Genomic DNA, 21,864 nt, shown 5'->3' with positions numbered 1-21,864 from the left:
GTGCTGCTGTACGAAGCCGGAAAACTTCGTGCAGCAGCACTTTTTTGGAGGAGTCCATCATTTCAGCCGCGCACTTCAGTAAACGCGGCGGACATGGTGCCGCATGCTGCGACCAGTGGCGCGCCCGGCCTCATGGGCCGCATCGTCGGCTCCATGTTCGCGGGCGTCTACATGGGCTTCGTCGTCGACCACTTCGGCTGCACGGCACTCACATAGACACAGCGGCAGAGCAGGGCGGCGGCACCGGCAATCGCCGCTCCGATGTAGCCGATGTGGGCGAGGTGGCCGTCCCCCGCCGCAATCCCGCCGATGTACGTTCCACTGCCGATGCCGAGGTTGAAGATGCCCGAGTAGATCGCCGTCGCAACGGTCGATGCGTCGCGCGGGACCGTTGCGAGAACCTCCGCCTGGAACATCGTGTTGTAGAGCGTTGCGAGTATCCCGAGCAGCATCGTGAGCACGATCATCGTGCCGACGGAGATGGATGCCGCCTGCCAGAGGAAGAGCATAACCGCGACTCCCACGAGACACCAGCGCAGCAGGAAAAAGCGGCGCTTTCCATACATCCTGGAGAAAACGAGGCTCGCGAGGATGCCGCTGACCCCGAGCAGCATGAGTGCCGCCGTAATCAGATCGGGCGAGAACGCCGCGACATTGTGCAGGAACGGTTCGATGTAGCTGTACATCGTGAAGTACGCCGTCGCAAAGAGTGCCGTCATGATGTAAATACATGCAAGCACAGGCTGGCGGACGAGCGACGGCAGTTCGCCGATGGTGAACCCCTCTCCCGGTGCCCGTTTCGGCAGAAGAAGCGCGAGATAAACAAACGCGATGGCGGCAACCACGGCGAGCAGCAGGAACGTCATGCGCCACCCCGCCGCGAGACCGATCACACGCCCGAGCGGGAGCCCGACAATCGTCGCGACGGAGCTGCCCGTCACGATCATGCTCAGCGCCATCGGCCGATGCTCGCGCGTCACGAGACGCGTCGCAAGCGGTGCGGCAATCGACCAGAAAATCGAGTGCGCGCAGGCGACGATGATGCGTGCGCCGAGCAGCATATCATAGCTCGACGCGAGTCCCGAGACGAGCTGTCCGATGCCAAAGAGCGCAACCATCAGGAGCAGGAGCCTTTTCAGCTCCATGCGGCAGGTCAGCAGCATGAGCGGCAGCGAGAGCAGCGCAACCACCCATGCATAGATCGTGATCATCTGCCCCGCCGCCGCCTCCGTCATGGAGAACGACTCCGAGATATCGATGAGCAGGGCGATCGGTATGAACTCGGATGTGTTAAAGATAAATGCGGCAATCGTAATGCCGAGCAGCGCCATATATTGACGCATTGGAACTCTCATAGAAAAACCTCCGCGTCTGCAGATACTTACCTGCATTATAGAAACAGGGAGGGGAGAATACAAGAAGAAAGTGTAATCGAAAAGTTTGCTCTACGACGTGCGTGGATTATGCGGCTTCATTCTCCTCGGCCAAGTCCACCTCGCGCAGCAGGGAGGACTCCATCCGATTCGTGATGCGGTCGGGGCGCTTGTACTGGATGCTGCTGCGGCGGCAAGACCCGCGATAAACTCATCTGTCGGCGGCGCGAAGCTGCAGGGCATCTGCCGGCAGCATGGCGTGCGAAAATGCGCAAAAGATCAGCGGCGAATTTGTCCTCTGCCATCGCGATCACATCATCCGGCGTGTACGGATCGCTGCCCTCTGTCGCCAGCGTCGACGTGCAGCCGGAGAGGAGGGCGCCGCAGAGGAGGGCGAGGGCGGCCCAGATCCGCAGCGGTTTCCTTTGCTTTATCATCGCGGTCCCCTTTCCGAGCATCCCTGATTTAAAAAAGAGCTGTCATTTCTGACAGCTCTGCATTCTCTATGGAGCGGGCAATGGGAATCGAACCCACCTCTAAAGCTTGGGAAGCTTTCATTCTACCGATGAACTATGCCCGCAATCTTGAGTATAATAGCAGATTCGGCGCGGTTTGTCAAACGCGCGGAGGCGCTCACTCCTCCGGGAGGAGCATGGCAAGATCGGGCATGAGCTTCGTGATGTCGCGGATGAAAACGCGCAGGACGCTCGTCATGACATCAGGATCGAATGCCTCGGGGTTGTGCGGGACGACGACGTCGGCGAGGATGGTCGTGTCGGAGGTGAGGTAGAACTTGATGAGGCGGCTGTCCTGGTTCTGCCGCATGAGCCAGCCGGTGAGGAGCATGGCATTCGTATCATCGACGGCATTCTGCGCGAGGCGGATGCGGATGGTGGCGTAGGCGGTTGCGTCAATGAGGACGACGATGGGCAGACGGCGCCCCTCGATCTCAACCTCGCTCTCAAAGATCGCCGTATCGCGGTCGTCGCCTGCCTCGCGGACCTGAAAGCCCGAGATGTTTTCCTTCTTGAGATACTCCTCGAATGTCTTGGCCGCTTCGATCACGACCAATCACCTCCTCGTCTTTGCACGCATCGTTCTAATAATGTTTTATTATAGCATAGCAGAGTGAAAAGGGGAAGAAAAAAGAAGCTGTCGCGTTGGGGGCGGCAGCTCCGTGGGGAATGATGTTATTTAGAACCGGTAATTGCTCCGAAACCAGAGGGTGCGCCCCGGCTCGGAGATATGACCGCCGGCGGGGATGCCGAGACCGGCGATGGCAGCCTCGCTGTAATTGACGAACTCGGCATAGGTCTTGTTGAACAGATTGTCGACGCCGAGGGAGAATGTCAGATTCTCATCGGGACGGTAGGCAATGCTGAGCCCGAGTGTGCCGAATCCGCCCGTGGGACCGTAGTCCGTGCCCGTGACGCTGCCGTAGCCCCTATGATAGCGGTTTTGACGGCTGACGAGGCGCCAGACAGCGTTTGCCTCGACTTTTTTGTGGCTGTATTTCGCCGTGAGATTTGCCTCGAGCGGTGCGATCTGCGGGAGGGGCGCATTGTTTGTGCGGTCCTCGCCGCGCGTGTAGGCGAGCGAGGCGCCAAGTGTCCAGCGCGGCGAGAGTTTGCGCGTGATCTCCGCCTCGAACCCGTAGAGGCGGGCATTTACATTTCCGTAGGGCGTGCGCGCGTTCATGCCCATCCCGATCTGCGGCAGGCGCAGGATGTAGTCGTGGATGTGCGCGTAATAAAGCGAGAGGTTTGCGCTCGTCTTCTTGCCCTTGTAGACCCATCCGAGGTCGAGCTGTGTGTTCTTCTCACGGCGCGGACGGTGGGCGGCGGGGTCGGCGTGCATGCCGAGACGGCGATTGCTGTAAGCGAGCCAGGTATGATAGGCCTCCCAGTAGTCCGCGGGACGCTCCGCATGCCCGACGCCGACGTAGAACGTGAGCGGCTGCTTCTTTGCCGTGCGTTCCCAGCGAACGAAGCCGCTGACGGCACGGTCGCTCGTACTGCCGGGGACGAGATCGCGCGTGAGCATCCCCATCGGATTCCGGAAGCGTGCGTTATGATAGTCCGTGTCGATCTTGTCGTAGCGCAGACCCGTGAGGAGACGGCTGCACGCGGCGAGATCACGGTTGTACTCGAGGAATATGCCGAAATTCTTGATGTCCATGTCGTTGCTGAACGATCCCTTGAGCATCCGATGTGCCTCGGCGAAGAAATGCGCGTCATGCCGCATCTCGATGTCGACGGCACCGGTGCTCTTTGGCGAGAAACGCAGATCAAGGGCGGCGCGCGCACCGTACTGCACGCGTTTCACATCTGTGCCCATCGCCATCCCTCCTGCGGGGCGCAGGGTGTAGTTGTCCATGATGTGATCAATCGTGTTGTGGTTGAGCTGAACTGTGAGCCTCTCGACCACAGGCGAGAGGTGTGCGTGCTCGAATTTCACACCGTAGCTGTCGCGGTCGAACTGCGGACCGTCCATCATGCCGTGTGCGTATTTTGCCCAGCCGCGGCTGCGGTCGTAGGAGAGCTCGAAGAGGGTATCGGGATCGGGCGTCAGACCGACGATGCCCGTGAGGCTGTGGCGGCCGTAGCCCGAGTGGATGCGGTGCCCGCCGCCGTCCTTGTAGTCCTGCGCATAATTGCGCGTCTGAATGAGGCGCAGGTAGCCCTCTTTGCCGCCCGCCGTGATGTCGATGAGATCATCGAACCGGTGACTGCTCGCGCCGAGCACGGAGATATTTCCGCGCACGCCGGGGGCTTCAAAACGCTCTGTTATGCGCTCAAAGACGACATTGCCCGCAATGCTTGCACCGTAGCGGACGCTCTGCGGTCCCTTGTTCACGATGATGCGGCTGAACGTCTCAGGGAAGGCATAGGTGGCTGTGGGATCCATGCGGTTCGGGCAGCTGCCTGCCATCCCGCCGCCGTTCATGTCCATCACCATGCGTGACCCGCCCATGCCGCGCATCATCGGGTCGCCGCCGAGGCCTCCCTTGCGCACGACGGAGAAACCGGGGATCGTCTTCAGGTAGCCCGCGCCGTCGGCTGCAGGGATGGGCTGGCGCGGTCTGCGCGGATCGGTTGCGAGCGTGAGCGGCGTGCGCGTGCGGTAGCCGGTGACGATGACCTCGCCAAGCGTAAATTCGTAGGGCGCATCCTCTGGGGCGGCAGAGCTCGCCACGGCGGGCATATCCATCGTCGTGCCGCCCGTATCGGCCTGCATCGTCTCCGCCGCGTAGGCGTGTGCGCTGAGGGATACGGTGCCGAGCGCTATGCTGAGGAGCGCGAGGCGGCGGCTGAGTTGTCGGGTCATTCAGTGTACCTCCTGTAAAGTGCAAAAATGAGACTCATTATCTCAAAGATAACGGAATGATAACATAATTCAGATAAAGAAAGCAAATAGAAAACCTTAATGAAAGAGCAATATATGAGAATAAAACAGGCGAAGATTCAGCGCTGTGCACTTGCCGCATCTGTGCACACAAAAAAGCCCCGCATGGTGTGCTTGCGGGGCTGCGCTGCGGGCGATGTCCGCGCGGCGGGCTCAGTGATGGAACAGGCGAATGTGGGTCATCGCCATTGCGATGCCGTATTTGTCGCAGGTCTCGATGACGTTGTCGTCGCGGATGGAACCGCCGCTCTGCGCGATGTAGGAGACGCCGCTCTGATGCGCGCGCTCGACGTTGTCGCCGAACGGGAAGAAGGCATCTGAGCCGAGGGCGACCCCTTTGATCGTGCTCAGATAGGCGCGTTTTTCCGTGCGCGTAAAGGGGGCGGGCTTCTCTGTGAAGAGGCGCTGCCAGTCCGCGGCGAGCAGAGCGTAGTCGTCCTCGTCGCCCGCGGTGTAGACGTCGATGGCGTTGTCGCGGTCGGGACGCCGGATGTCGTCACGGAACGGGAGCGCGCGCACCTGCGGGCTCTGGCGCAGGTGCCAGATGTCCGCCTTGTTCCCCGCGAGGCGCGTGCAGTGGACGCGCGACTGCTGTCCCGCGCCGACGCCGATCGCCTGTCCGTCGACGGCGTAGCAGACGGAGTTGGACTGGGTGTATTTCAGCGTGATGAGGGCGAGCAGGAGGTCGCGGCGGGCCTCGGCGGGGATGTCTTTGTTCGCCGTCGGACGCTCGGTGAGGCAGTCCTCTGTGATCTGCACGTTGTTGCGCTGCTGTTCGAAGGTGACGCCGTACACGTCCTTGCGCTCGAGGGCGGGCGGCGTGTAGCGCTCATCCATCTGGAGGATGAGGTAGCTGCCTTTGCGCTTGCTCTTTAGAATCTCAAGAGCCTTTTCCGTATAGCCCGGCGCGATGATGCCGTCGGAGACCTCGCCGCGCAGGAACTCTGCAAGGCCCTCGTCACAGATGTCGGAGACGGCGGCAAAGTCGCCGTAGGAGCTCATGCGGTCGGCGCCGCGTGCGCGGACATAGGCGCAGGCGACGGGCGAGAGGTCGCGCCCCTCCGCCGCACAGGCGCGGGCAAGCATCTCGGAGAGCGGCAGGCCGAGTGCGGCGCCTGCGGGGCTGACGTGTTTGAAGGAGGCCGCGGCGGGCAGCCCCGACATCTCCCGCAGCTCGCGGACGAGCTGCCAGCTGTTCAGCGCATCGAGCAGGTTGATGTAGCCGGGGCGTCCGTTGAGGACGGTGAAGGGGAGGCCGCCGTCCGCATAGACGCGCGCGGGTGTCTGGTTCGGGTTGCAGCCGTATTTCAGTGCGATTTCGTTCATCGTGAGCGCTCCTTTTCTCTCGCATCGGTTGTTCTGTATTTATTTAGCAGCGGGGGGGGGGGATCTGCGGGCAGTGCGGTTCCTACGCCGATTTTTCGACACGGCGGCTGCATTCATACAGATGCTCGGGGGCGATGTCCACATCGTCGCTCCAGACGACGGTACCGTATTCCGCACGCGCACGCAGGAAAAAAGCAGGATTTTTGAGCATGGCATAGAGTTCCTTTTCGAGCAGAGGGCGCGCGTCGTAGAGACGCCGACTGCCGTCTGCAAAGGTAATCAGCAGGGTATAGTCACGCTGTGGCTTGACATCCTCGACGAGCCAGACAGGACGTTTCATAACAGAGGCCTCCTTTCCTCAGCGCAGTGGGGCGATCTTATAGAGCGGCTGCTCGTTTATGGCGAGCTCCCAGTTTGCGAGCAGCTCGTCATGGTGCAGCTCTGCCCATGCGGCGATCAGCTTTTGCTGTTTTCGCGGCATATCCCCATCTGTGAGGTCGCCGTTCATATCAAACACCGCATGGCAGCCCTGATACGAGGCGTGGAAATGCGGCGGATTGTGTTCGCCGTTGTTATACATGCGAATGATGATCCCGAAGAACATGGAAATCGTTGGCATAGACGCTGCCTCCTTCGATCCGGTTGTTGATTCTATTATACAATGTATGAACAGCCAGGACAAGAAAGAGGCATAAAAAAGCAAGGATAGGCCTCCGTGTTTGGCAAAGTCTAGAGGCAAACTGTCCCGCTGTGCTCCATGTCCACGGTGACGGCCGCCGTATCGAATGTGATCTCGTAGAGGAGCAGTTCACTGCCGACGGCGGCGATGGTCTCGTCGTAGCCCGGAATCTTCGCCGCAAAGGCATCGGCGAGGTCGAAGATGCTGTGCGTGCTCGGCGCCGCTGTGCCGACTGCGCGGACGTGCGCCGTGCTCCCGTCATGCGGGATGGTCGTAAAGGAGACGGTGTTGTTTGCAGCCATCTCGCTGACCTTTGCATTGTCGGCAAAGGTGGCAAAGTAAATGCGCCGCTCCTCCGGGGCATAGATAAAGTTCACGATGCGCACATGGGGCGTATTGTCCGCGGAGGTCGCGAGAGCAATCTCCCTCTGCGTGCGCATCAAGCGAAGAAATTCATCCGTCATGTTCATTGTCATTCTCCTTTTCTTTCCGGAATACTTGGAGTATAGTATAAAAAGGTGTCAATTTGCGGCACCTTTTATGGAGATGGTGACGATGCATAAATCTGAGCGGCTGAATGACATGATGCGTTATCTCGCGGGGAAAGACCACTTTAACCTGCGCGATCTGATGGAGAAATACGGCATTTCCCGCAGCTCTGCCCTGCGCGATGTCCGCGCGCTTGAGGAGCTGGGCATGCCGATCTTTTCGCGTCCCGGGCGCGGCGGGTCATACGGCATCCTGCCGAACCGGCTGCTTGCGCCGGTTGTTTTCACGGCAGACGAGATGTATGCACTCTACGTTGCGATGCGCACACTGGATGCCTATCAGACAACGCCGTTCCATCTGGATATTGCGCGTCTGCGGGAGAAGTTCGAGGGCTGTCTTGCGCCCGTGCACATCGAGCGCCTGCACCGCATGGCGGAGATCCTGCGCCTGGATGCGGTGTGGCACCCGAACGAGAGTGCCTGCCTCAAGGATCTCCTGCGGTTTGCCATGGAGGAGCAGCCCTGCACGATTGCATATCGCAAGGGAACGCTGCGCACCTATACGCTGCAGTTCTTCCGGATCAGCGCGGCATATGGGCAGTGGTACGGGACGGCGTACAATTTTGAGACGGGGCGGGTGCAGGTCTTTCGCTGCGATCGGATTGTCTCGGTGCGCCCGTCTGCGGAGGAGGGCAGAGCCCTGCCCGCGTTTGCACGCTCCGCCGAGGAACTCTATCGCTCTGCGGATGCGGTCTCCTTTGCCGTGCGGGTCACGGAGCGCGGCCGTGATCTATTTCATAAAGAACACTACCCGTCCATGCACCTTACAGAGCAGGACAGGCAGTGCTGTATTTGCGGGTTTTACAACCCAGGCGAGGAGACGTTCATTGCGGACTATTTTATCCGCTGTGGGGATGCGGTGCTGGAGATTCGGCCTCAGGTGCTGCGGGACGTGATCCGCGTGCGGCTGCGCGCGCTGACGGCGCATTATGAGAGGGTGGGGGCAGACATGCCTCAATCGGAGATTTTCTGATTGCGCGCAGAGCCGCCTGCGTACGGCAGCTGCGGGGCGGTGAGGCGGAAGGCCAGCGTCTCGCGGTCGACGATGCCGAGGACGGCGTCGCTGTCGTAGAGGGCGAGCAGGAATTCTGCCATCTGGGCGCTCGTGTGGTAGGTGCCGAATGCCTTGTCGTAGTCGTAGGCAGGGTTGTCGTTGGCGACGGCGCCGAACTCGGTCTGCGTTGCGGCGGGAGCGAGGAGCTTTGCGCGGAGTTTCGCCCCGCGCGCTGCGAGTTCCTGTGCGAGCCCTTCGGTAAAGGCGCTGACGTAGAATTTCGTCGCGCAGTAGGTGACGACGGACGGGACGATCAGGTAGCCGCCGACGGAGGAGATGTTGATCAGCTGCGTGCCGTCCGTGTCGGCGAAGTCGCGGACGAAGAGCGAGGAGAACATGGTCAGTGCCTCGATGTTCAGGTGAATCATCTGCCGGATCTTGCCGAGGTCCTGCGCGCCGATCGCGCCGTAGCTGCCGAAGCCCGCATTGTTGATCCATGTCCGGAGGGGCAGGCCCTTCACCTCGTGATAGACCTGCATGACGCTGTCGGGGTCCGACAGGTCGGCCGTTTTGATGATGATGTCGAGTGTCGGATGCGCCGCGAGGAGTTCCTCCCTCAGCGCATTCAGCCGCGCGGTGCGGCGCGCGATGAGGACGAGATTGTGCCCGCGCGCGGCGAACGCCCGCGCTGCGGCGGCGCCGATGCCTGCGCTCGCGCCGGTGATGACGGTGTAGTTTGCTGTGTCCTGGCTCATATGGGGACCTCCTGATCGTGTCCAAATATTTGATATGCTCTAAGCGCAGTATATCACATTCCGCCAGCTGGGACGGTCTTTTTTATGCGCGGGGAATCCGTTGCGTGATTGTGAAAATACGGTGCTTTTTTGTCTGCGAAAGAGTATAATGAATACATGAGAAAGAAAGGGGGCCTTTGCATGGTGCCGCGGTTAGGGCATATCGCGTTCTTGAATGTGCTGCCGCTGACGTATGCGCTCGCGCACGGGGCGGCGGAGGGGCTGGACATCCTGCGCGCCTCGCCGGCGCAGCTGAACGGGCGCCTGGAGGCAAAGGGGCTCGATGTGTCGGGCGTGTCGTCGATCACGTACGCGCAGCATGCGGATGACCTGCTCATCCTGCCCGATGTGTGCATCGCCTCGGACGGCGATGTGCGGAGCGTGCTGCTCGTCTCGCGTGTGCCTGCCGAGGAGATCGGAACGCAGCGCGTCCTGCTCTCGGATAAGTCGGCATCGTCCCATGCACTGCTGAAGATCATCCTGCGCCGCAGCTACGGGGCGGCACCCGCCTACGAGACGCGTGCGCTCACGCCGGAGGATCCGGTGCCGGACGGGGCGGCGGCGTCGCTCTTCATCGGAGACGATGCGCTGGAACTCTATCATCACCCGCCGGACGGCATCCGTATCTACGATCTCGCGTACGAGTGGAAACGCCTGACGGGCGCACGCATGGTGTTCGGGATCTGGGCGGCGGCGCGTTCGTTCGCCGCGGCGCATCCGGCGGAGCTCGCCATGGTGCATGGGCGGATTGCCGAGGCGTTCCGCCGCTGGGACGAGGCAAAGGATGCGGCGATTGCTGCGGTGCTCGCGGACGGGCGCTTTACGCGCGCGCAGCTGACGGCGTATCTCGGCAGCGCGGTTGTGTGGCATCTGGACGCGGAGACGCTCGCGGGTCTGCGCCTCTTTTACCGGTATGCAGCGGAGGACGGGCTGATCGCCCGCGCGCCCGCGATCGAGCTGGCGGCAGTTTGACGCGGATTCCGCTTTATAGTAAAATATTCTCATAACGCAGCGACGAAACGAAGGGAGCGCGATCATAATGCAGATGTGGAAAATCCTTTTAGCGGCACGCGGTATTCTCTGGGCGGCACGTAAACTGAGGCAGCGGCAGCATTTCCGCCGCTGCCTCACGGCGGGGATTGCGCTCGCGGCGGTTGCTCCCCTCGCTGTCCATGCGCCCGCGGAGGCGGCACAGATCCTTGTGAAGGAGGGGATGCGCGGCGGCGCGGTGCGTCATGTGCAGGAGCTCCTCATCCAGGCCGGTTATCTGGACGGCGGGGCGGACGGCATTGCGGGGCCTCTGACGCGTGCGGCGATTGAACGCTGCCAGGCGGATCACATGCTCGTCGTGGACGGCATCTGCGGCGAGGCGACCTATCGGGTGCTCTCGGGCGGCGCAGAGTACGATCCTGTCGCGCTCGGCATCACGGATGACCGCGGGTCGCAGGTGAGCCGCGGAAGCGGACGGTCGATCTACGTGTCGGCGACGGCGTACAGCGCATACGACCCGGGCAACAGCAACCGCACGGCAACGGGGACGCTCGTGCGTCATGGTGTGATTGCCGTTGATCCCTCGGTCATCCCGCTCGGCACGCGGGTCTTTATTCCCGGGTACGGCGAGGCCGTGGCAGAGGATGTCGGCTATGCAATCAAAGGCTATCGTATCGACGTTGCGTTTGATTCGCATGCAGAAGCATTGATGTTCGGACGGCAGGATCTCGAAATTTTTATCATGGAGTAGTGCAAAGCAGTTATGAATCTCTCTACGGAGCGGGCGAATGAATGGATTCGCCATGCGGCGGCGGCAGGCGTGTATTTCCTGACGCTTATCGCGTGTTATATCAATATGGGGCAGGACATGGGCGCGGAGTATTTTCTCCCCGCGTTTGTCCCGTTCCTCGCGGTCCTCATGCTCGTGCAGTACGGCACGGGCGTTTCTCTCTTCTCGCGCGGCATGATCGGGGCGATGGTTCCCGGCGTACTCTGGTGCGTGACGTTCCCGCTCCTCTATGCTTGGACGTATCAGCAGCCGTGGTACAGTTCTCTGATCTACTATGACTTCCTCATCGGGACGGCCAATATGCTCGTGCTCGCCGCGCTCGGCGGCGTCCTCTTTCATCTCGGACACCGGCGGCTGACAGCGGCGCTGCTCGCCGTGCTCGGCTTCCTCATGGCCCTTATTCCGCTGACGCAGATCGCCTACTATATGACGGTCTGGCATGCCCTGAGTCCGGCCTCGCTGATGGCGCTCTATCTGACGAACTGGCACGAGGCGGGGGACTACATCGAGTCGACTGTGGGCATCGGGCCCGCAGCGGCCATTGTGCTCGGCCTTCTCGTGCTCGTTTATCTCTCGTACCGCAGCTATCTCGTGCTCAGCCGGCGCATCTATCCGAGCGCCGAGGGCTCGCGCATGGGCGCGCTTCTTGTCGTCATGCTCATCGCGGCGGCCGTGCACATTGCGCTCATTCCGGAGTGCTCGATCGCGGCGATTTACAAAGACGTGACAACGTATGTTGAAGAAACGCAGTCGTACAGTCTGAATCAGGGCGAGAGATATGCATCACTCATCATCGACATGGAGAATACGCTCGCTGCACGCGCGCCGGGCACCGTGATCTTCGTCATCGGCGAGTCTGCTTCGCGCGACTACATGCACTACTATACGCCGGGCTTCCCGTATGAGAATACGCCGTGGCTCGAGAGCATGGCGGAGCGCGACGGCTTCCTCATCTATCAGAACACCTACTCCGCATGGACGCAGACGGTCCCCGTCCTCGAGCGTGCGCTGACGGAGAAGAGCCAGTACAACGACAAGGAGTTCTTCGAGTCGGCGTCGCTGATCGACGTGGCGAAGAAGATCGGTTATCATACGTACTGGTTCAGCAACCAGGGGCGCTACGGGCAGTTCGACAGCGCGATTACGATGGTCGCAAAGACGGCGGACACGGCGGAGTGGACGGACGATTCCTATACCTTTACGACGAAGTTTGATGAGAGTCTGCTCCCGTACCTCACACGGATCGACCCGCATGCCAACAACTTCATCGTGCTGCATCTGATGGGCAGCCATATCTACTACAACAACCGCTATCCGGACGAATGGGCGAAGTTCGCCTCGGCCGACGGCGACTCGGTGATGACGAGCGCGCCGTCGTACGCGAACAGCATTCTCTACACGGATCACATTCTCGCGGAGATCTTTCATTATGCGGAGAAAAATCTGAACCTCCGCGCGATGGTCTATTTCTCCGATCACGGCGAGAATCTGAAGATCTCGCACAACCCCGATGTGTTCCGCTTTGACATGGTGCGCATCCCGTTTTTCATCTATCTCTCGCCGGAGTACCGCGCCGCGTTCCCGCGCCGGACGGAGACGCTCGCCGCGCGCCGGGAGGCGTATTTCACGAACGATATGATGTACGATACGGTCTGTGGCCTCCTCGGAGCGCCGTCGAACCGCTATGATCCGCGGCAGGATTTCTCCAGTCCCTCGTACGGCTTTACGCGCGAGACGCTGACGACGATGCTCGGCACACACGCGCTCACCGAGGATGTCGAGCCGCCCGTGTACGCGGCGGGCGTGCCTGCGGAATCCGATGCGCAGACCAAATAGAGAGCTCCTTATCGGCCAACTTCATATGCTTCGAAGGAGGATCGGTCATGCATTTCTACTGCGAGCGATGCAAAAAGGAATACCCCGTCGCGACGCACGCCTATGCGTGTGAATGCGGCGGGCTTTTTCGCCTGTATCAGACTGCGATGGACGCGGAGGACTGCCATGAGGCGGTGACCCTCGGCGAGACGGAGACGCCGCTCCTGCCGCTCAAGGTGGACGGGCATCAATTCTTTTTCAAAATGGAGGATCGTCAGCCGACGGGCTCGTTCAAGGACCGCGGGGCGAAGCGCCTCATCGGCGAACTCGCGCATCTCGGCATCGACCACGTCGCCGTTGACTCTGCGGGCAACGCGGGCGCGGCGGTTGCGGCCTATGCGGCGGCAGCGGGAATCGCGTGCAGGGTCTATGTGCCCGACGATATCTCCGCCGAGCGCGCCAAACAGATCGCGGCGTACGGCGCTGCGGTCATTCGCGTGCCGAACGGGCGTATGAACGCCGGCAGCACGGCGCGCGCGGAACTCGGCAGCGACTACTACGCCTCGCATATCTACAACCCGCTCTTTGCCGACGGCATCAAGAGTATGGCGCACGAGATCTATCGCCAGCTCGGCGATGCGGTGCCCGACTACATCTTTGTCCCCATTGGTAACGGATCGCTGCTGCTCGGGCTCTATCAGGGCTTTGTCGAGATCGGTCGGCTGCCGCATCTCGTCGGCGTGCAGAGCACGAAATGTGCGCCTGTCGTCGAGGCCTTCCACGGTCTGCCCGAGACCCCGCGCAAAAGTACAATCGCCGAGACCATCCGCGTGGGCGCGCCGCCGCGGATGGACGATATTTTGACAGCGCTGCGCCGCAGCGGCGGCGATGCCGTTGCCGTCGAGGACAGCGAGATCCTAAAGGGGGCAAAGACGCTCAACCACCGCGGCATCTATGCGGAGCTCACCGCCGCGGCAGGGCTTGCCGGGGCGCGTGCCTTCTTTGCGGACGGCATGCCCGACAATTACCGCGTCGTCATCCCCGTGCCCGGCAGCGGGCTGAAGCGGTAGTGCCATGCTGCACGCGATCATCGACATCGGCTCGAACACCATCCGCATGGCAGTCTACCAGATCGAGGGCCGACAGTTCACACTGCTCATGAAGCGCAAGCACACCGTCGGCCTCGCGGGCTATCTCGAGAGCGGCCGTCTCGTGCGCGCGGGGCTCGAAAAGACGGTGAAGATTCTGCATGGATTCATGGACTTCATCGATATGTTCCGCATCCCGCACGTCCATGCCTTTGCGACGGCCGCGCTGCGCAGCGCCGTGAACAGCCGTGCGGCCGTCGGGGAGATCGCGCGGCGCACAGGGGTGCAGGTCCGCATCATCTCCGGCAATGAGGAGGCGATGTACGACTTCATCGGTGCGACCCAGAACATCGCGCATGCAGACGGCATTATGATCGACATTGGCGGCGGCAGTACCGAGATTGTCTCTTTTGCGGGGCGTGCGATGCAGGGCAGGTGGAGCCTGCCGCTCGGCTCGCTCGCCATGAGCAAGGCACACGTGGCAGGCCTCCTGCCGACCCGTGAGGAATGCCGGACGATCGCCGCAGCGGTGCGGAGCGTGCTCGATGAGGCGCCCGCTGTGCGGAACCTGCGCGCGCGCCACATGGTCGGGATGGGCGGCGTCCTCAGCAGTGCGAGCCGTATGCATGCGCTGCTCCATCCGGAGGAGACGCCGCGTCTCCTGCCCGCAGATGCACTGCCGCAGATGATCGCCATGTTCGGCAGCGGCAGACCGCTCACGGAGGCGGATACCGCCGTACTCCTGCGCGCCGCGCCCGACCGCCTCCACAACATCGTGCCCGGCATGATCATCGCGAGTGCCCTCGCCGAGACCTTTGCCGCCGTCGACATCCGGTACAGCGACTCCGGCGTGCGCGAGGGGTATATCTGGAAAGAGATCATCGGGGCGGAGCAGAGATGAACGGCCTGATTTGTAAAGATGGCATAATGACAAAGGAAAGACGGCGTATGCTATGAAACGCATCAAAAACGCCCGCTCATGAAGCTATGAACCTTCGTGGGCGGGCGTTTTCGTATATCAGTCAATTTTTATCTGTGCAAGCATGCGCAGCTGGTCGCGTCGGGCATAGATGACATTCAGGATGTAGACCCGCATAGTAAACTCTTCGACGCGGTAGTATATGACGAAGTTCTTCACAATGATTTTTCGGATTCCGCGCGAGTGCCAAGGCTCATCGTCGATGCATTTGCTGCGTTTCGGCAGTGTAGAGAGGTTTTTCATCTCCATATAGAGCATATCAAGATAAGCTCGCGCGGTATCAGGGGCAAGCAGAGCATCGGCAATATAGCTGCGCAGCCCGCTGAGATCATCCGCGGCATCAAGCGTTATGACGATTTCATACAAATCCATTCGAACCGAGACCTCGTCTGAGCTCATCAAACACGTCATCAAGGGGCCTGCCTTCATCAGCAAGGCTTTGGTTGCAGCTGTGCTCGAGCTTTGCATTCAGCTCCGCAGCAGTCAAGGTGTCCAGTGTTTTTGGTTCCTTTACAGAGCCGACATCATTCAGATGCATCCGAAATGGGATGCCGCGCTCCCGTACGAGGCGGGACGTGCACATCCGCAGATAGCTTGGCAGATCGATGCCGAGCGCCGTGCAGATATCCGCGGCTTCTGCGCGCTCCGATTCATCTATGTGAAATTGTACCAAGGTGTCCATAGAACTCACCTCCTGTTTGTTTCTAGTATATCATCAAGTAAAAACACATGCAATCATACAGAAGCCCCTCCGATATTCGATCGGAGGGGCGCCGTGTGTTATAGGAGGCTCAGCCCTCGGTGTCGCCCATCCACTCCTCGGAGAAGACGGGAGCGTCCTTGACAAGGGCGACGATCTCCTGCCGCGTTGCCTCGATTTCCTCGGGCGAGAGGACGGCGGTGAGCGGTTTTGCCAGGAGAGTGCCGATATATGCCATGTCCTCCTCATGCATGCCGCGTGTGGTCGGGTTGGTGGTGGAGAGCCGCAGTGCCTGGAGGAAAAGGCCGGAGCTCATCGTGGGGATGTTCTCGCGCATCGCGCGTATGTCGATCTGAGCGATGGCCTTGGATGCCTCCGCGAGATCGATGCCGGCCGCGGCAGAGGCGAGGACGAGATGTGTGTCCGTCCCGCCGCAGAGAACAGAGGCGCCGTGATCGGCAAGGGAGCGTGCGAGCACCTCGGCATTCTTTACCACCTGCTCCGCATAGCTGCGGAATCCGTCTGTGCCCGCCTCGCGCAGGACAACGCCGAGCGCGGCGAGGTGATTCATGTGGAGTGCCTCATGCCCTGTATTGATGACCGCTGCATCCAGGCAGTCGGCAATCTCTTCTTTGCAGAGGACGACGGCACCGTCGGGCCCGCGGAGCGATCCGTTCGTGGAGAATGTCACGACATCCGCGAGCATCACGGGCGAGGGGATGACCCCCGCGGCGACGAGGCTGACGGACTGGCTGATGTCGACCCAGAGGTAGGCGTCGATGCCCTTGGCGATATCGTAGAGGATACGGTAGTCGATCGTCCGCGGGTAGCTGACAGGAGAGTAGATGATGAGCTTCGGCTTGACGCGCTCGGCCTGCTCGCGCACCGCGCCCCAGTCGACCTGCTGCGTTGCCGGGTCAATGCCGCAGTTTTCGAAGGTATAGGAGAGCCCTACGGCATGGTCCTGCTTGCGCAGGTTGAACGACAGGACCGTATCGCCGGGGTTGAGGAGCGCTTGGAACACGACGCGCGAGGCGGAGGCGATGCTCCCGAGACGGACGATGGCATGGTCGCTGTGAAAGAGTTCTTTTGCGCGTGCGCAGACAATGGAGGTGAGACGCAGGCCGAGGCTGGTTGCCTTGTTGCTGCGTTCATAGACGCTGTTCGTCAGGATGCTCCCCTCGAGGTACTTCGCAAACGGCGACATGGCGTTCATGTTCGGCAGGAGTGAGAGCGTGTAGCGCTGGCGCTGGCGCTCATCCTCGAGCAGCGTATAGATCTCGGGATCAAAGGCCTTCAGTTGATTGGCGACTTCTTCTCTTTTCATGGGCGGTTCTCCTCTTACGTTTTCGCAAAAGATCATAGGAACAATGCGGCAGCTCCGCATGACAGACTGTATGCGTTTATTATAGCACAACGGAGCGCGTTGGTCACCCGATTTTGATGTTTCTGAGGATTTTATGCTGAAAAAAAGACGCGCCCCGAAGGACGCGTCTGTGCTTGTTCGAAAGAAAGACGGCTCAGTCGATTAGAACGGCCATACAAGCGGGATGACGACAAGGCAGACGATCAGCGAGATAAAGACAAGCGGAAGTCCGACCTTGACATAGTCCATGAATTTGAACTGACCAGGTCCAAGAACGAGCGTGTTCGGCGGCGTTGCAACCGGCGTCGTGAACGCGCAGGATCCTGCGATACCGATCGCCATGACGACCGGGTACGGCGAAACGCCGACGGACTGTGCGATCGAGATCGCGATCGGCGCGAGAAGCGCCGCTGCTGCCGTGTTGGACATGAACTGTGTCAGACCGCAGGAGAGTGCGAACATCGCCGCGACGATGACAACCGCAGAGGGTGCATCGCCCATGAGGCCGACAACGAAGTCAGCGATAACCTTGCCCGCGCCGCTCTTGTCCATTGCGCCTGCGAGCGGGAGCATACCTGCGAAGAGGAAGATCGTCGTCCAGTCAATGCCCTGGTATGCCTGCTTCTCATTGAGGCAGCCCGTGAGCACGCAGAGGAGACCGCCGATGATGGCAGACATCTGCATCGGGACGTTGATGTCCTTCTCGAGAACCATCGCGATGATAACGCCGACGAGGATCGCTGCGCAGATCATCATCTTGCGCGGATCCTTTACTTCCTCTTTCTTATCAGCTGCGCCCTCGGGCACAACAGCCATGTTCTGCGGGCAGAGCTTGCGGCCGACCGTGAGCATGTAGAGAACGCCGACGATCGAGAGAGGAACACCAATCCATGCAAACTCGAAGAAGCCGAACGGCGTGAGTCCGCTCGCGCCGAGCGTTGCGCTCATGAGGATGTTCGGCGGGGTGCCGACCATCGTGATCGTGCCGCCGACGTTTGCGGCGACGGCGAGACCCATGAGCTGGGGCCCAACCGGAACCTTTGCAGCTGCGCAGATCTGGACAACAACGGGCATGAGGCACGCGACGGTCGCCGTGTTCGAGGAGACCGCGGACAGAACGATTGTGATAAGCATGATTGCTGCCATCAGCGAGCGCTCATTTGTTCCAGACTTTTTAACAACAGCTATGCCGATTTTCTGCGCGACACCTGTTTGGAACATCGCCGCGCCGATGATGAACATACCTGCGAAGAGAACGACGGTGGGAATTCGATAATCCTGCAAAAACCTCCTTCGGAGTCAAGACTCCCAACAACCCGAGCGAGATTGCCGCTCCAATTGCCGTGACTGCCAGCGGGATAAGCTCGGTAGCAAACAGGAACGCTGCTACTGCGAGAACCCCCAGTGTCACCATTGCTGCATCCATAGAAACATCTCCTATCATACAGTTCTTCTAGTTCCCGTTTTTAGGAAATACAGATAAATTCAGTCACATCATTTTGGCGCATCTTTTCCATCCCGCCTGCGCAGCCAATCCTCCGAGGAGCGAGAGCGTATAGCGCTGGCGCTGGCGTTCCTCCTCCAGCAGAGCATAGATCTCGGGGTCAAATGCCTTCAGATGATTTGCAACTTCTTCTCTTTTCCTGGGCGGTTCTCCTCTTACGTTTTCGCAAAAGATCATAGGAACAATGCGGCAGCTCCGCATGACAGACTGTATGCGTTTATTATAGCACAACGGAGCGCGTTGGTCACCCGATTTTGATGTTTCTGGGGATTTTTGCCGAGAGAATATTTTTCCGCAGTAAAAAACTCCGGCGGAGCGTCTGCGCCCCGCCGGAGGGATTGGGCGAGAGGTTATTCCTTGTGGAAGAGATTCTTGATGATGTTCATGCGTTCGCTCGCCGCATGTTCATGCACCTCATTCGTATCGGCCTCGGGGTAGAAGATGCTTGCCATGGCCTCCGTGTTGATCCACTCCTCGGAGAAGATGGGTTTGTCGATGATGAGCTTGGCGATGGCCGTGCGGATCTCGTCCTCCTCGTGCGCGCTGATGCCGCCGGAGAGAACGCGCGCCAGCATTTGACCGACGAGGGTCATGTCCTCCTCCTTGAGACCGCGGGTCGTCGGATTCAGCGCGGAAAGGCGCAGGGCCGAGAGAACCATCTCCGAGCGCATCGTTGAAATGCGGTCGCGCTTTGTCTGCACGCCCATCCGCGCGAGCGCGTGCACCGCGTCTGTGGTATCTACGTTCGGCGCGGGCGCTGCCAGCACGAGATGGGTCTCGGTTCCGCCGCACAGGAGCGTTGCGCCGCGGCTCTCAAGCGAGGCTGCGAGCGCCTTGGCATTCCGCAGCACCTGCTCGCCGTAGGCACGGAATTTCGGCTGTGCCGCCGCGTGCAGGGCAAAGGCCAGCGCAGCAAGACGGTTCGCGTAGAGCGCGGTATGCCCGCTGTTGACGACGGTCGTATCCAGCTGGTCCGCCAGTTCCTTTTTGCAGAGGAGGACCGCACCCTCGGGGCCGCGCAGCGAATCGCCCGTCGGGAAACTCACGACATCGGCGAGCGGCACGGGGGAGGGGATGAGACCTGCTGCGATGAGGCCGACGCATTGACCGATGTCCACCCAGAGATAGGCGCCGACCTCGCGTGCGACGGCGGCGAGGCGCTGATAGTTCGGGATGCGCGGATAGCTGACCGGGGAGAAGATGATGAGCCGCGGCTTCAGCTCCTTTGCCATCGCCAGGACGGCATCCCAGTCGACCCGCTGCGCCGCGGGGTCGATGCCGTAGTTCTCAAAGCGATAGTTCAGCCCCGCACAGTGTTCCTGTTTGCGCAGGTTGAACGAGAGCACGGTATCGCCGGGCTGCAGCAGACCGAGGAAAACTACGCGCGAAGCAGCGGCGATGTTCCCGAGCCGGACAATGGCGTGCTCGCTGTTAAAAAGCTCTGCGGCACGCGTGCGTGCGAGCTCCTCGGCTGCATTTCCGTGCCGCGCGCTGCAGCTCTCGATGCTGCTGCCTGCGAGCGGGCTCCCGACGAGATAGGCTGCCAGCGGAGACATGGCGTTGACCGTCGGGACCAGCGAGAGCATATTGCGCTGCCGCTGCACCTCATCCTGCAGGAGGCCAAAGACGGCCGGGTCAAACGCCTTCAGATGGTTGAGCAGTGTTTCTTTTTTCATGGAGCATCCTCCTCATCTGTCCGGACCGTGCGGAGGTGCCGCACGGCCAATAAAAAACAGGCGCGCCCCGGGATGGGGCACACCTGTTTCAAGGTGAACCAATGTACTCTGTTTCCAGTTCGTATTGTTCACGGTCGAGCATTCTGAGAGGAGAACCGCTCAGCTGTTGCCGCTTATGTCTGACTGCTCCTTAGAAGGGCCATACGAGCGGGATAACGACCATGCAGAGGATCAGCGAGAGAATCGCAAGAGGCACGCCGACCTTGACATAGTCCATGAAGCGGAACTGACCGGGCCCGAGCACGAGCGTGTTCGGCGGGGTCGCAACCGGCGTCGTGAACGCGCAGGATGCAGCAATGCCGATCGCCATGATGACCGGATACGGCGAAGCGCCGATGGACTCTGCGATCGAGATGCCGATCGGAGCGAGCAGCGCCGCCGCCGCCGTGTTCGACATGAACTGCGTCAGACCGCACGAGAGGATGAACATCGCCGCGACGATGATGAGCGGCGAGGGAGCCTCGCCCATGAGGCCGACGACGAAGTCCGCGATGAGCTTGCCCGCGCCGCTGTGATCCATGGCGCTGGCGAGCGGGAGCATACCGGCAAAGAGGAAGATCGTCGTCCAGTCAATGCCCTGATATGCCTGCTTCTCAGAGAGGCAGCCCGTCAGCACGCAGGCGAGCGCGCCGATGATGGCAGACATCTGCATCGGGACGTGGATATCCTTCTCAAAGACCATCGCGACGATGACCGCGAGCAGGATTGCAAGGCAGACCATCATCTTCTTCTTGTCCTTCGGACCGTCCTCGCTCGCGGATTCTCCCTCTACCTTCACCGTGTGGCGCGGGCAGAGCTTGTAGCCGATCGTGAGCATGTAGACGAGACCGAGGATGGAGAGCGGGACACCGATCCATGCGAACTCAAAGAATCCGAACGGGGTGAGTCCGCTTGCACTGAGCGTTGCGCTCATGAGGATGTTCGGCGGGGTACCGATCATCGTGATCGTACCGCCGACGTTTGCCGCGACAGCGAGTGCCATCAGCTGCGGCGACACGGGAACCTTTGCGGCCGCGCAGATCTGAATAACGACCGGCATGAGACAGGCGACCGTCGCCGTGTTCGAGGACACCGACGACAGGATGATCGTGATCAACATCAGGGCCGTCATCAGCGCGCGCTCGTTCGTGCCGGACTTCTTCACCACGGCAATCCCGATCCATTGGGCGAGTCCCGTTTGGAACATCGCCGCTCCAATGACGAACATGCCCGCGAAGAGCACGACGGTGGAGTTCGACAGCCCGGCAAAGACTTCCTTCGGTGTCAGAACACCCAGGAGGCCGAGTGCGACTGCCGCACCCATTGCCGTGACTGCGAGCGGGATGATCTCGGTGGCGAAGAAGATCGCCGCCACAGCGAGCACTCCCAGTGTCAGCGTTGCTGCATCCATAGAATACATCTCCTATCATATCAGTTCTTCTAGTTCCCGTTGTATATTTCGGAAACTTTCTTTCGACAGAATTCTTAATTCTCTCTCTTTTCTGGTTTTCCTGCTAGTTTTGGAGAAAAATTGCAATGAAATTTTTTTATAAAAGCGATAAATAAGAGTAATTTACGTGAAAATTGCGCGTGCTTCCGATCGATACGGAAATTATTCTGCCGAAGATACGGCAATTATTTTATGGATGCGAGATGGATCGGGACGCGCAGATGCGGTGTAAAATTGGTTGACAAATATATTTCCATTTCATTATACTGCAATAGCAATTAAAGTCAAATGGACTTCATCAGCAGACTCGGTGCCCGAACGGGCATGAAGGCAGGTTTTTGTGTGGAA

The 21,864-nt window shown here is 60.3% G+C and carries 20 protein-coding genes, 1 tRNA gene and 1 pseudogene; 7 read left to right on the top strand and 15 right to left on the bottom strand.

The window, feature by feature from the left end; translation table 11 throughout:
• A complete protein-coding gene (locus tag HMPREF7545_RS10055; protein ID WP_071585641.1) occupies positions 1-216 on the top strand; it encodes a hypothetical protein in 216 nt (71 codons plus the stop codon).
• Here HMPREF7545_RS10055 and HMPREF7545_RS08030 read toward each other — a convergent pair.
• The 8 genes from HMPREF7545_RS08030 to HMPREF7545_RS07990 form a co-directional block, all read right to left on the bottom strand.
• Positions 168-1,355, bottom strand: a complete 1,188-nt coding sequence (locus HMPREF7545_RS08030; protein ID WP_040571319.1) for an MFS transporter — start codon at positions 1,353-1,355, stop codon at positions 168-170. The genes HMPREF7545_RS10055 and HMPREF7545_RS08030 overlap by 49 nt on opposite strands.
• Positions 1,356-1,879: 524 nt before the next feature.
• Positions 1,880-1,953 (bottom strand) — tRNA-Gly (locus HMPREF7545_RS08020).
• 53 nt (positions 1,954-2,006) lie between these two features.
• Complete coding sequence (locus HMPREF7545_RS08015) at positions 2,007-2,438, bottom strand: hypothetical protein (protein ID WP_006695218.1); 432 nt, start codon at positions 2,436-2,438, stop codon at positions 2,007-2,009.
• 129 nt (positions 2,439-2,567) lie between these two features.
• On the bottom strand, positions 2,568-4,700 hold the full coding sequence (locus HMPREF7545_RS08010; protein WP_006695217.1) for a TonB-dependent copper receptor: 2,133 nt from the start codon (positions 4,698-4,700) through the stop codon (positions 2,568-2,570).
• A 231-nt stretch (positions 4,701-4,931) separates the two neighbouring features.
• Positions 4,932-6,104 (bottom strand): phosphoribosylaminoimidazolecarboxamide formyltransferase, encoded by a 1,173-nt coding sequence (locus HMPREF7545_RS08005; RefSeq protein ID WP_006695216.1) that lies wholly within the window; start codon positions 6,102-6,104, stop codon positions 4,932-4,934.
• 82 nt (positions 6,105-6,186) lie between these two features.
• The gene (locus HMPREF7545_RS08000) at positions 6,187-6,444 is read right to left on the bottom strand and encodes a DUF2442 domain-containing protein (RefSeq protein WP_006695215.1); all 258 of its coding nucleotides are present in this window, start codon (positions 6,442-6,444) and stop codon (positions 6,187-6,189) included.
• Between the two features lie 18 nt (positions 6,445-6,462).
• Positions 6,463-6,723, bottom strand: coding sequence for a DUF4160 domain-containing protein (locus HMPREF7545_RS07995; protein WP_040571317.1), 261 nt, complete (start codon positions 6,721-6,723; stop codon positions 6,463-6,465).
• 110 nt (positions 6,724-6,833) lie between these two features.
• The gene (locus tag HMPREF7545_RS07990; RefSeq protein WP_040571316.1) at positions 6,834-7,253 is read right to left on the bottom strand and encodes a pyridoxamine 5'-phosphate oxidase family protein; all 420 of its coding nucleotides are present in this window, start codon (positions 7,251-7,253) and stop codon (positions 6,834-6,836) included.
• An 85-nt stretch (positions 7,254-7,338) separates the two neighbouring features.
• Between HMPREF7545_RS07990 and HMPREF7545_RS07985 the strand changes: the two genes are divergently transcribed.
• Positions 7,339-8,304: a helix-turn-helix transcriptional regulator gene (locus HMPREF7545_RS07985; protein WP_040571315.1), complete on the top strand. Its 966-nt coding sequence runs from the start codon at positions 7,339-7,341 to the stop codon at positions 8,302-8,304.
• Here the strand turns inward: HMPREF7545_RS07985 and HMPREF7545_RS07980 are convergent.
• Positions 8,286-9,080 (bottom strand): SDR family NAD(P)-dependent oxidoreductase, encoded by a 795-nt coding sequence (locus HMPREF7545_RS07980; RefSeq protein ID WP_006695211.1) that lies wholly within the window; start codon positions 9,078-9,080, stop codon positions 8,286-8,288. The genes HMPREF7545_RS07985 and HMPREF7545_RS07980 overlap by 19 nt on opposite strands.
• A 180-nt stretch (positions 9,081-9,260) precedes the next feature.
• Here HMPREF7545_RS07980 and HMPREF7545_RS07975 point away from each other — a divergent pair, with 180 nt between their 5' ends.
• The 5 genes from HMPREF7545_RS07975 (at position 9,261) to HMPREF7545_RS07955 (ending at position 14,703) form a co-directional block, all read left to right on the top strand.
• Complete coding sequence (locus HMPREF7545_RS07975) at positions 9,261-10,091, top strand: menaquinone biosynthesis protein (RefSeq protein WP_040571314.1); 831 nt, start codon at positions 9,261-9,263, stop codon at positions 10,089-10,091.
• 67 nt (positions 10,092-10,158) lie between these two features.
• Positions 10,159-10,860, top strand: coding sequence for a 3D domain-containing protein (locus tag HMPREF7545_RS07970; protein WP_006695209.1), 702 nt, complete (start codon positions 10,159-10,161; stop codon positions 10,858-10,860).
• 12 nt (positions 10,861-10,872) lie between these two features.
• Entirely contained in the window at positions 10,873-12,735 is a 1,863-nt protein-coding gene (locus HMPREF7545_RS07965; RefSeq protein ID WP_006695208.1) for a phosphoethanolamine transferase, read from the top strand.
• 47 nt (positions 12,736-12,782) lie between these two features.
• Positions 12,783-13,784: a pyridoxal-phosphate dependent enzyme gene (locus tag HMPREF7545_RS07960; protein WP_006695207.1), complete on the top strand. Its 1,002-nt coding sequence runs from the start codon at positions 12,783-12,785 to the stop codon at positions 13,782-13,784.
• A gap of 4 nt (positions 13,785-13,788) precedes the next feature.
• Complete coding sequence (locus HMPREF7545_RS07955; protein WP_006695206.1) at positions 13,789-14,703, top strand: Ppx/GppA phosphatase family protein; 915 nt, start codon at positions 13,789-13,791, stop codon at positions 14,701-14,703.
• A gap of 117 nt (positions 14,704-14,820) precedes the next feature.
• On the opposite strand, the gene HMPREF7545_RS07950 is transcribed toward HMPREF7545_RS07955, so the two are convergent.
• From HMPREF7545_RS07950 to HMPREF7545_RS07920, 6 genes and pseudogenes are all read right to left on the bottom strand, one after another.
• The gene (locus tag HMPREF7545_RS07950) at positions 14,821-15,153 is read right to left on the bottom strand and encodes a type II toxin-antitoxin system RelE/ParE family toxin (protein ID WP_006695205.1); all 333 of its coding nucleotides are present in this window, start codon (positions 15,151-15,153) and stop codon (positions 14,821-14,823) included.
• On the bottom strand, positions 15,140-15,463 hold the full coding sequence (locus tag HMPREF7545_RS07945) for a type II toxin-antitoxin system RelB/DinJ family antitoxin (protein WP_006695204.1): 324 nt from the start codon (positions 15,461-15,463) through the stop codon (positions 15,140-15,142). Before HMPREF7545_RS07945 ends, HMPREF7545_RS07950 begins: the two co-directional genes overlap by 14 nt.
• 109 nt (positions 15,464-15,572) lie before the next feature.
• Positions 15,573-16,808 (bottom strand): serine hydroxymethyltransferase, encoded by a 1,236-nt coding sequence (locus HMPREF7545_RS07940; protein WP_006695203.1) that lies wholly within the window; start codon positions 16,806-16,808, stop codon positions 15,573-15,575.
• A gap of 201 nt (positions 16,809-17,009) precedes the next feature.
• A pseudogene (locus tag HMPREF7545_RS07935) lies at positions 17,010-18,273 on the bottom strand (SLC13 family permease).
• Positions 18,274-18,701: 428 nt separating this feature from the next.
• Positions 18,702-20,027, bottom strand: coding sequence for a serine hydroxymethyltransferase (locus tag HMPREF7545_RS07925; RefSeq protein ID WP_006695200.1), 1,326 nt, complete (start codon positions 20,025-20,027; stop codon positions 18,702-18,704).
• A gap of 190 nt (positions 20,028-20,217) precedes the next feature.
• Positions 20,218-21,477 carry an SLC13 family permease gene (locus HMPREF7545_RS07920; RefSeq protein ID WP_040571313.1) on the bottom strand — a complete coding sequence of 420 codons (1,260 nt, stop codon included), beginning with the start codon at positions 21,475-21,477 and terminating at the stop codon, positions 20,218-20,220.
• Between the last annotated feature and the right edge of the window lie 387 nt (positions 21,478-21,864).

The sequence above is a fragment of the Centipeda noxia ATCC 43541 genome, assembly GCF_000160555.1.
GTDB lineage: Bacteria > Bacillota > Negativicutes > Selenomonadales > Selenomonadaceae > Centipeda > Centipeda noxia.
The sequence above is the reverse complement of the archived record's forward strand: the minus strand, read 5'-3'. Positions and strand labels throughout refer to the sequence as shown.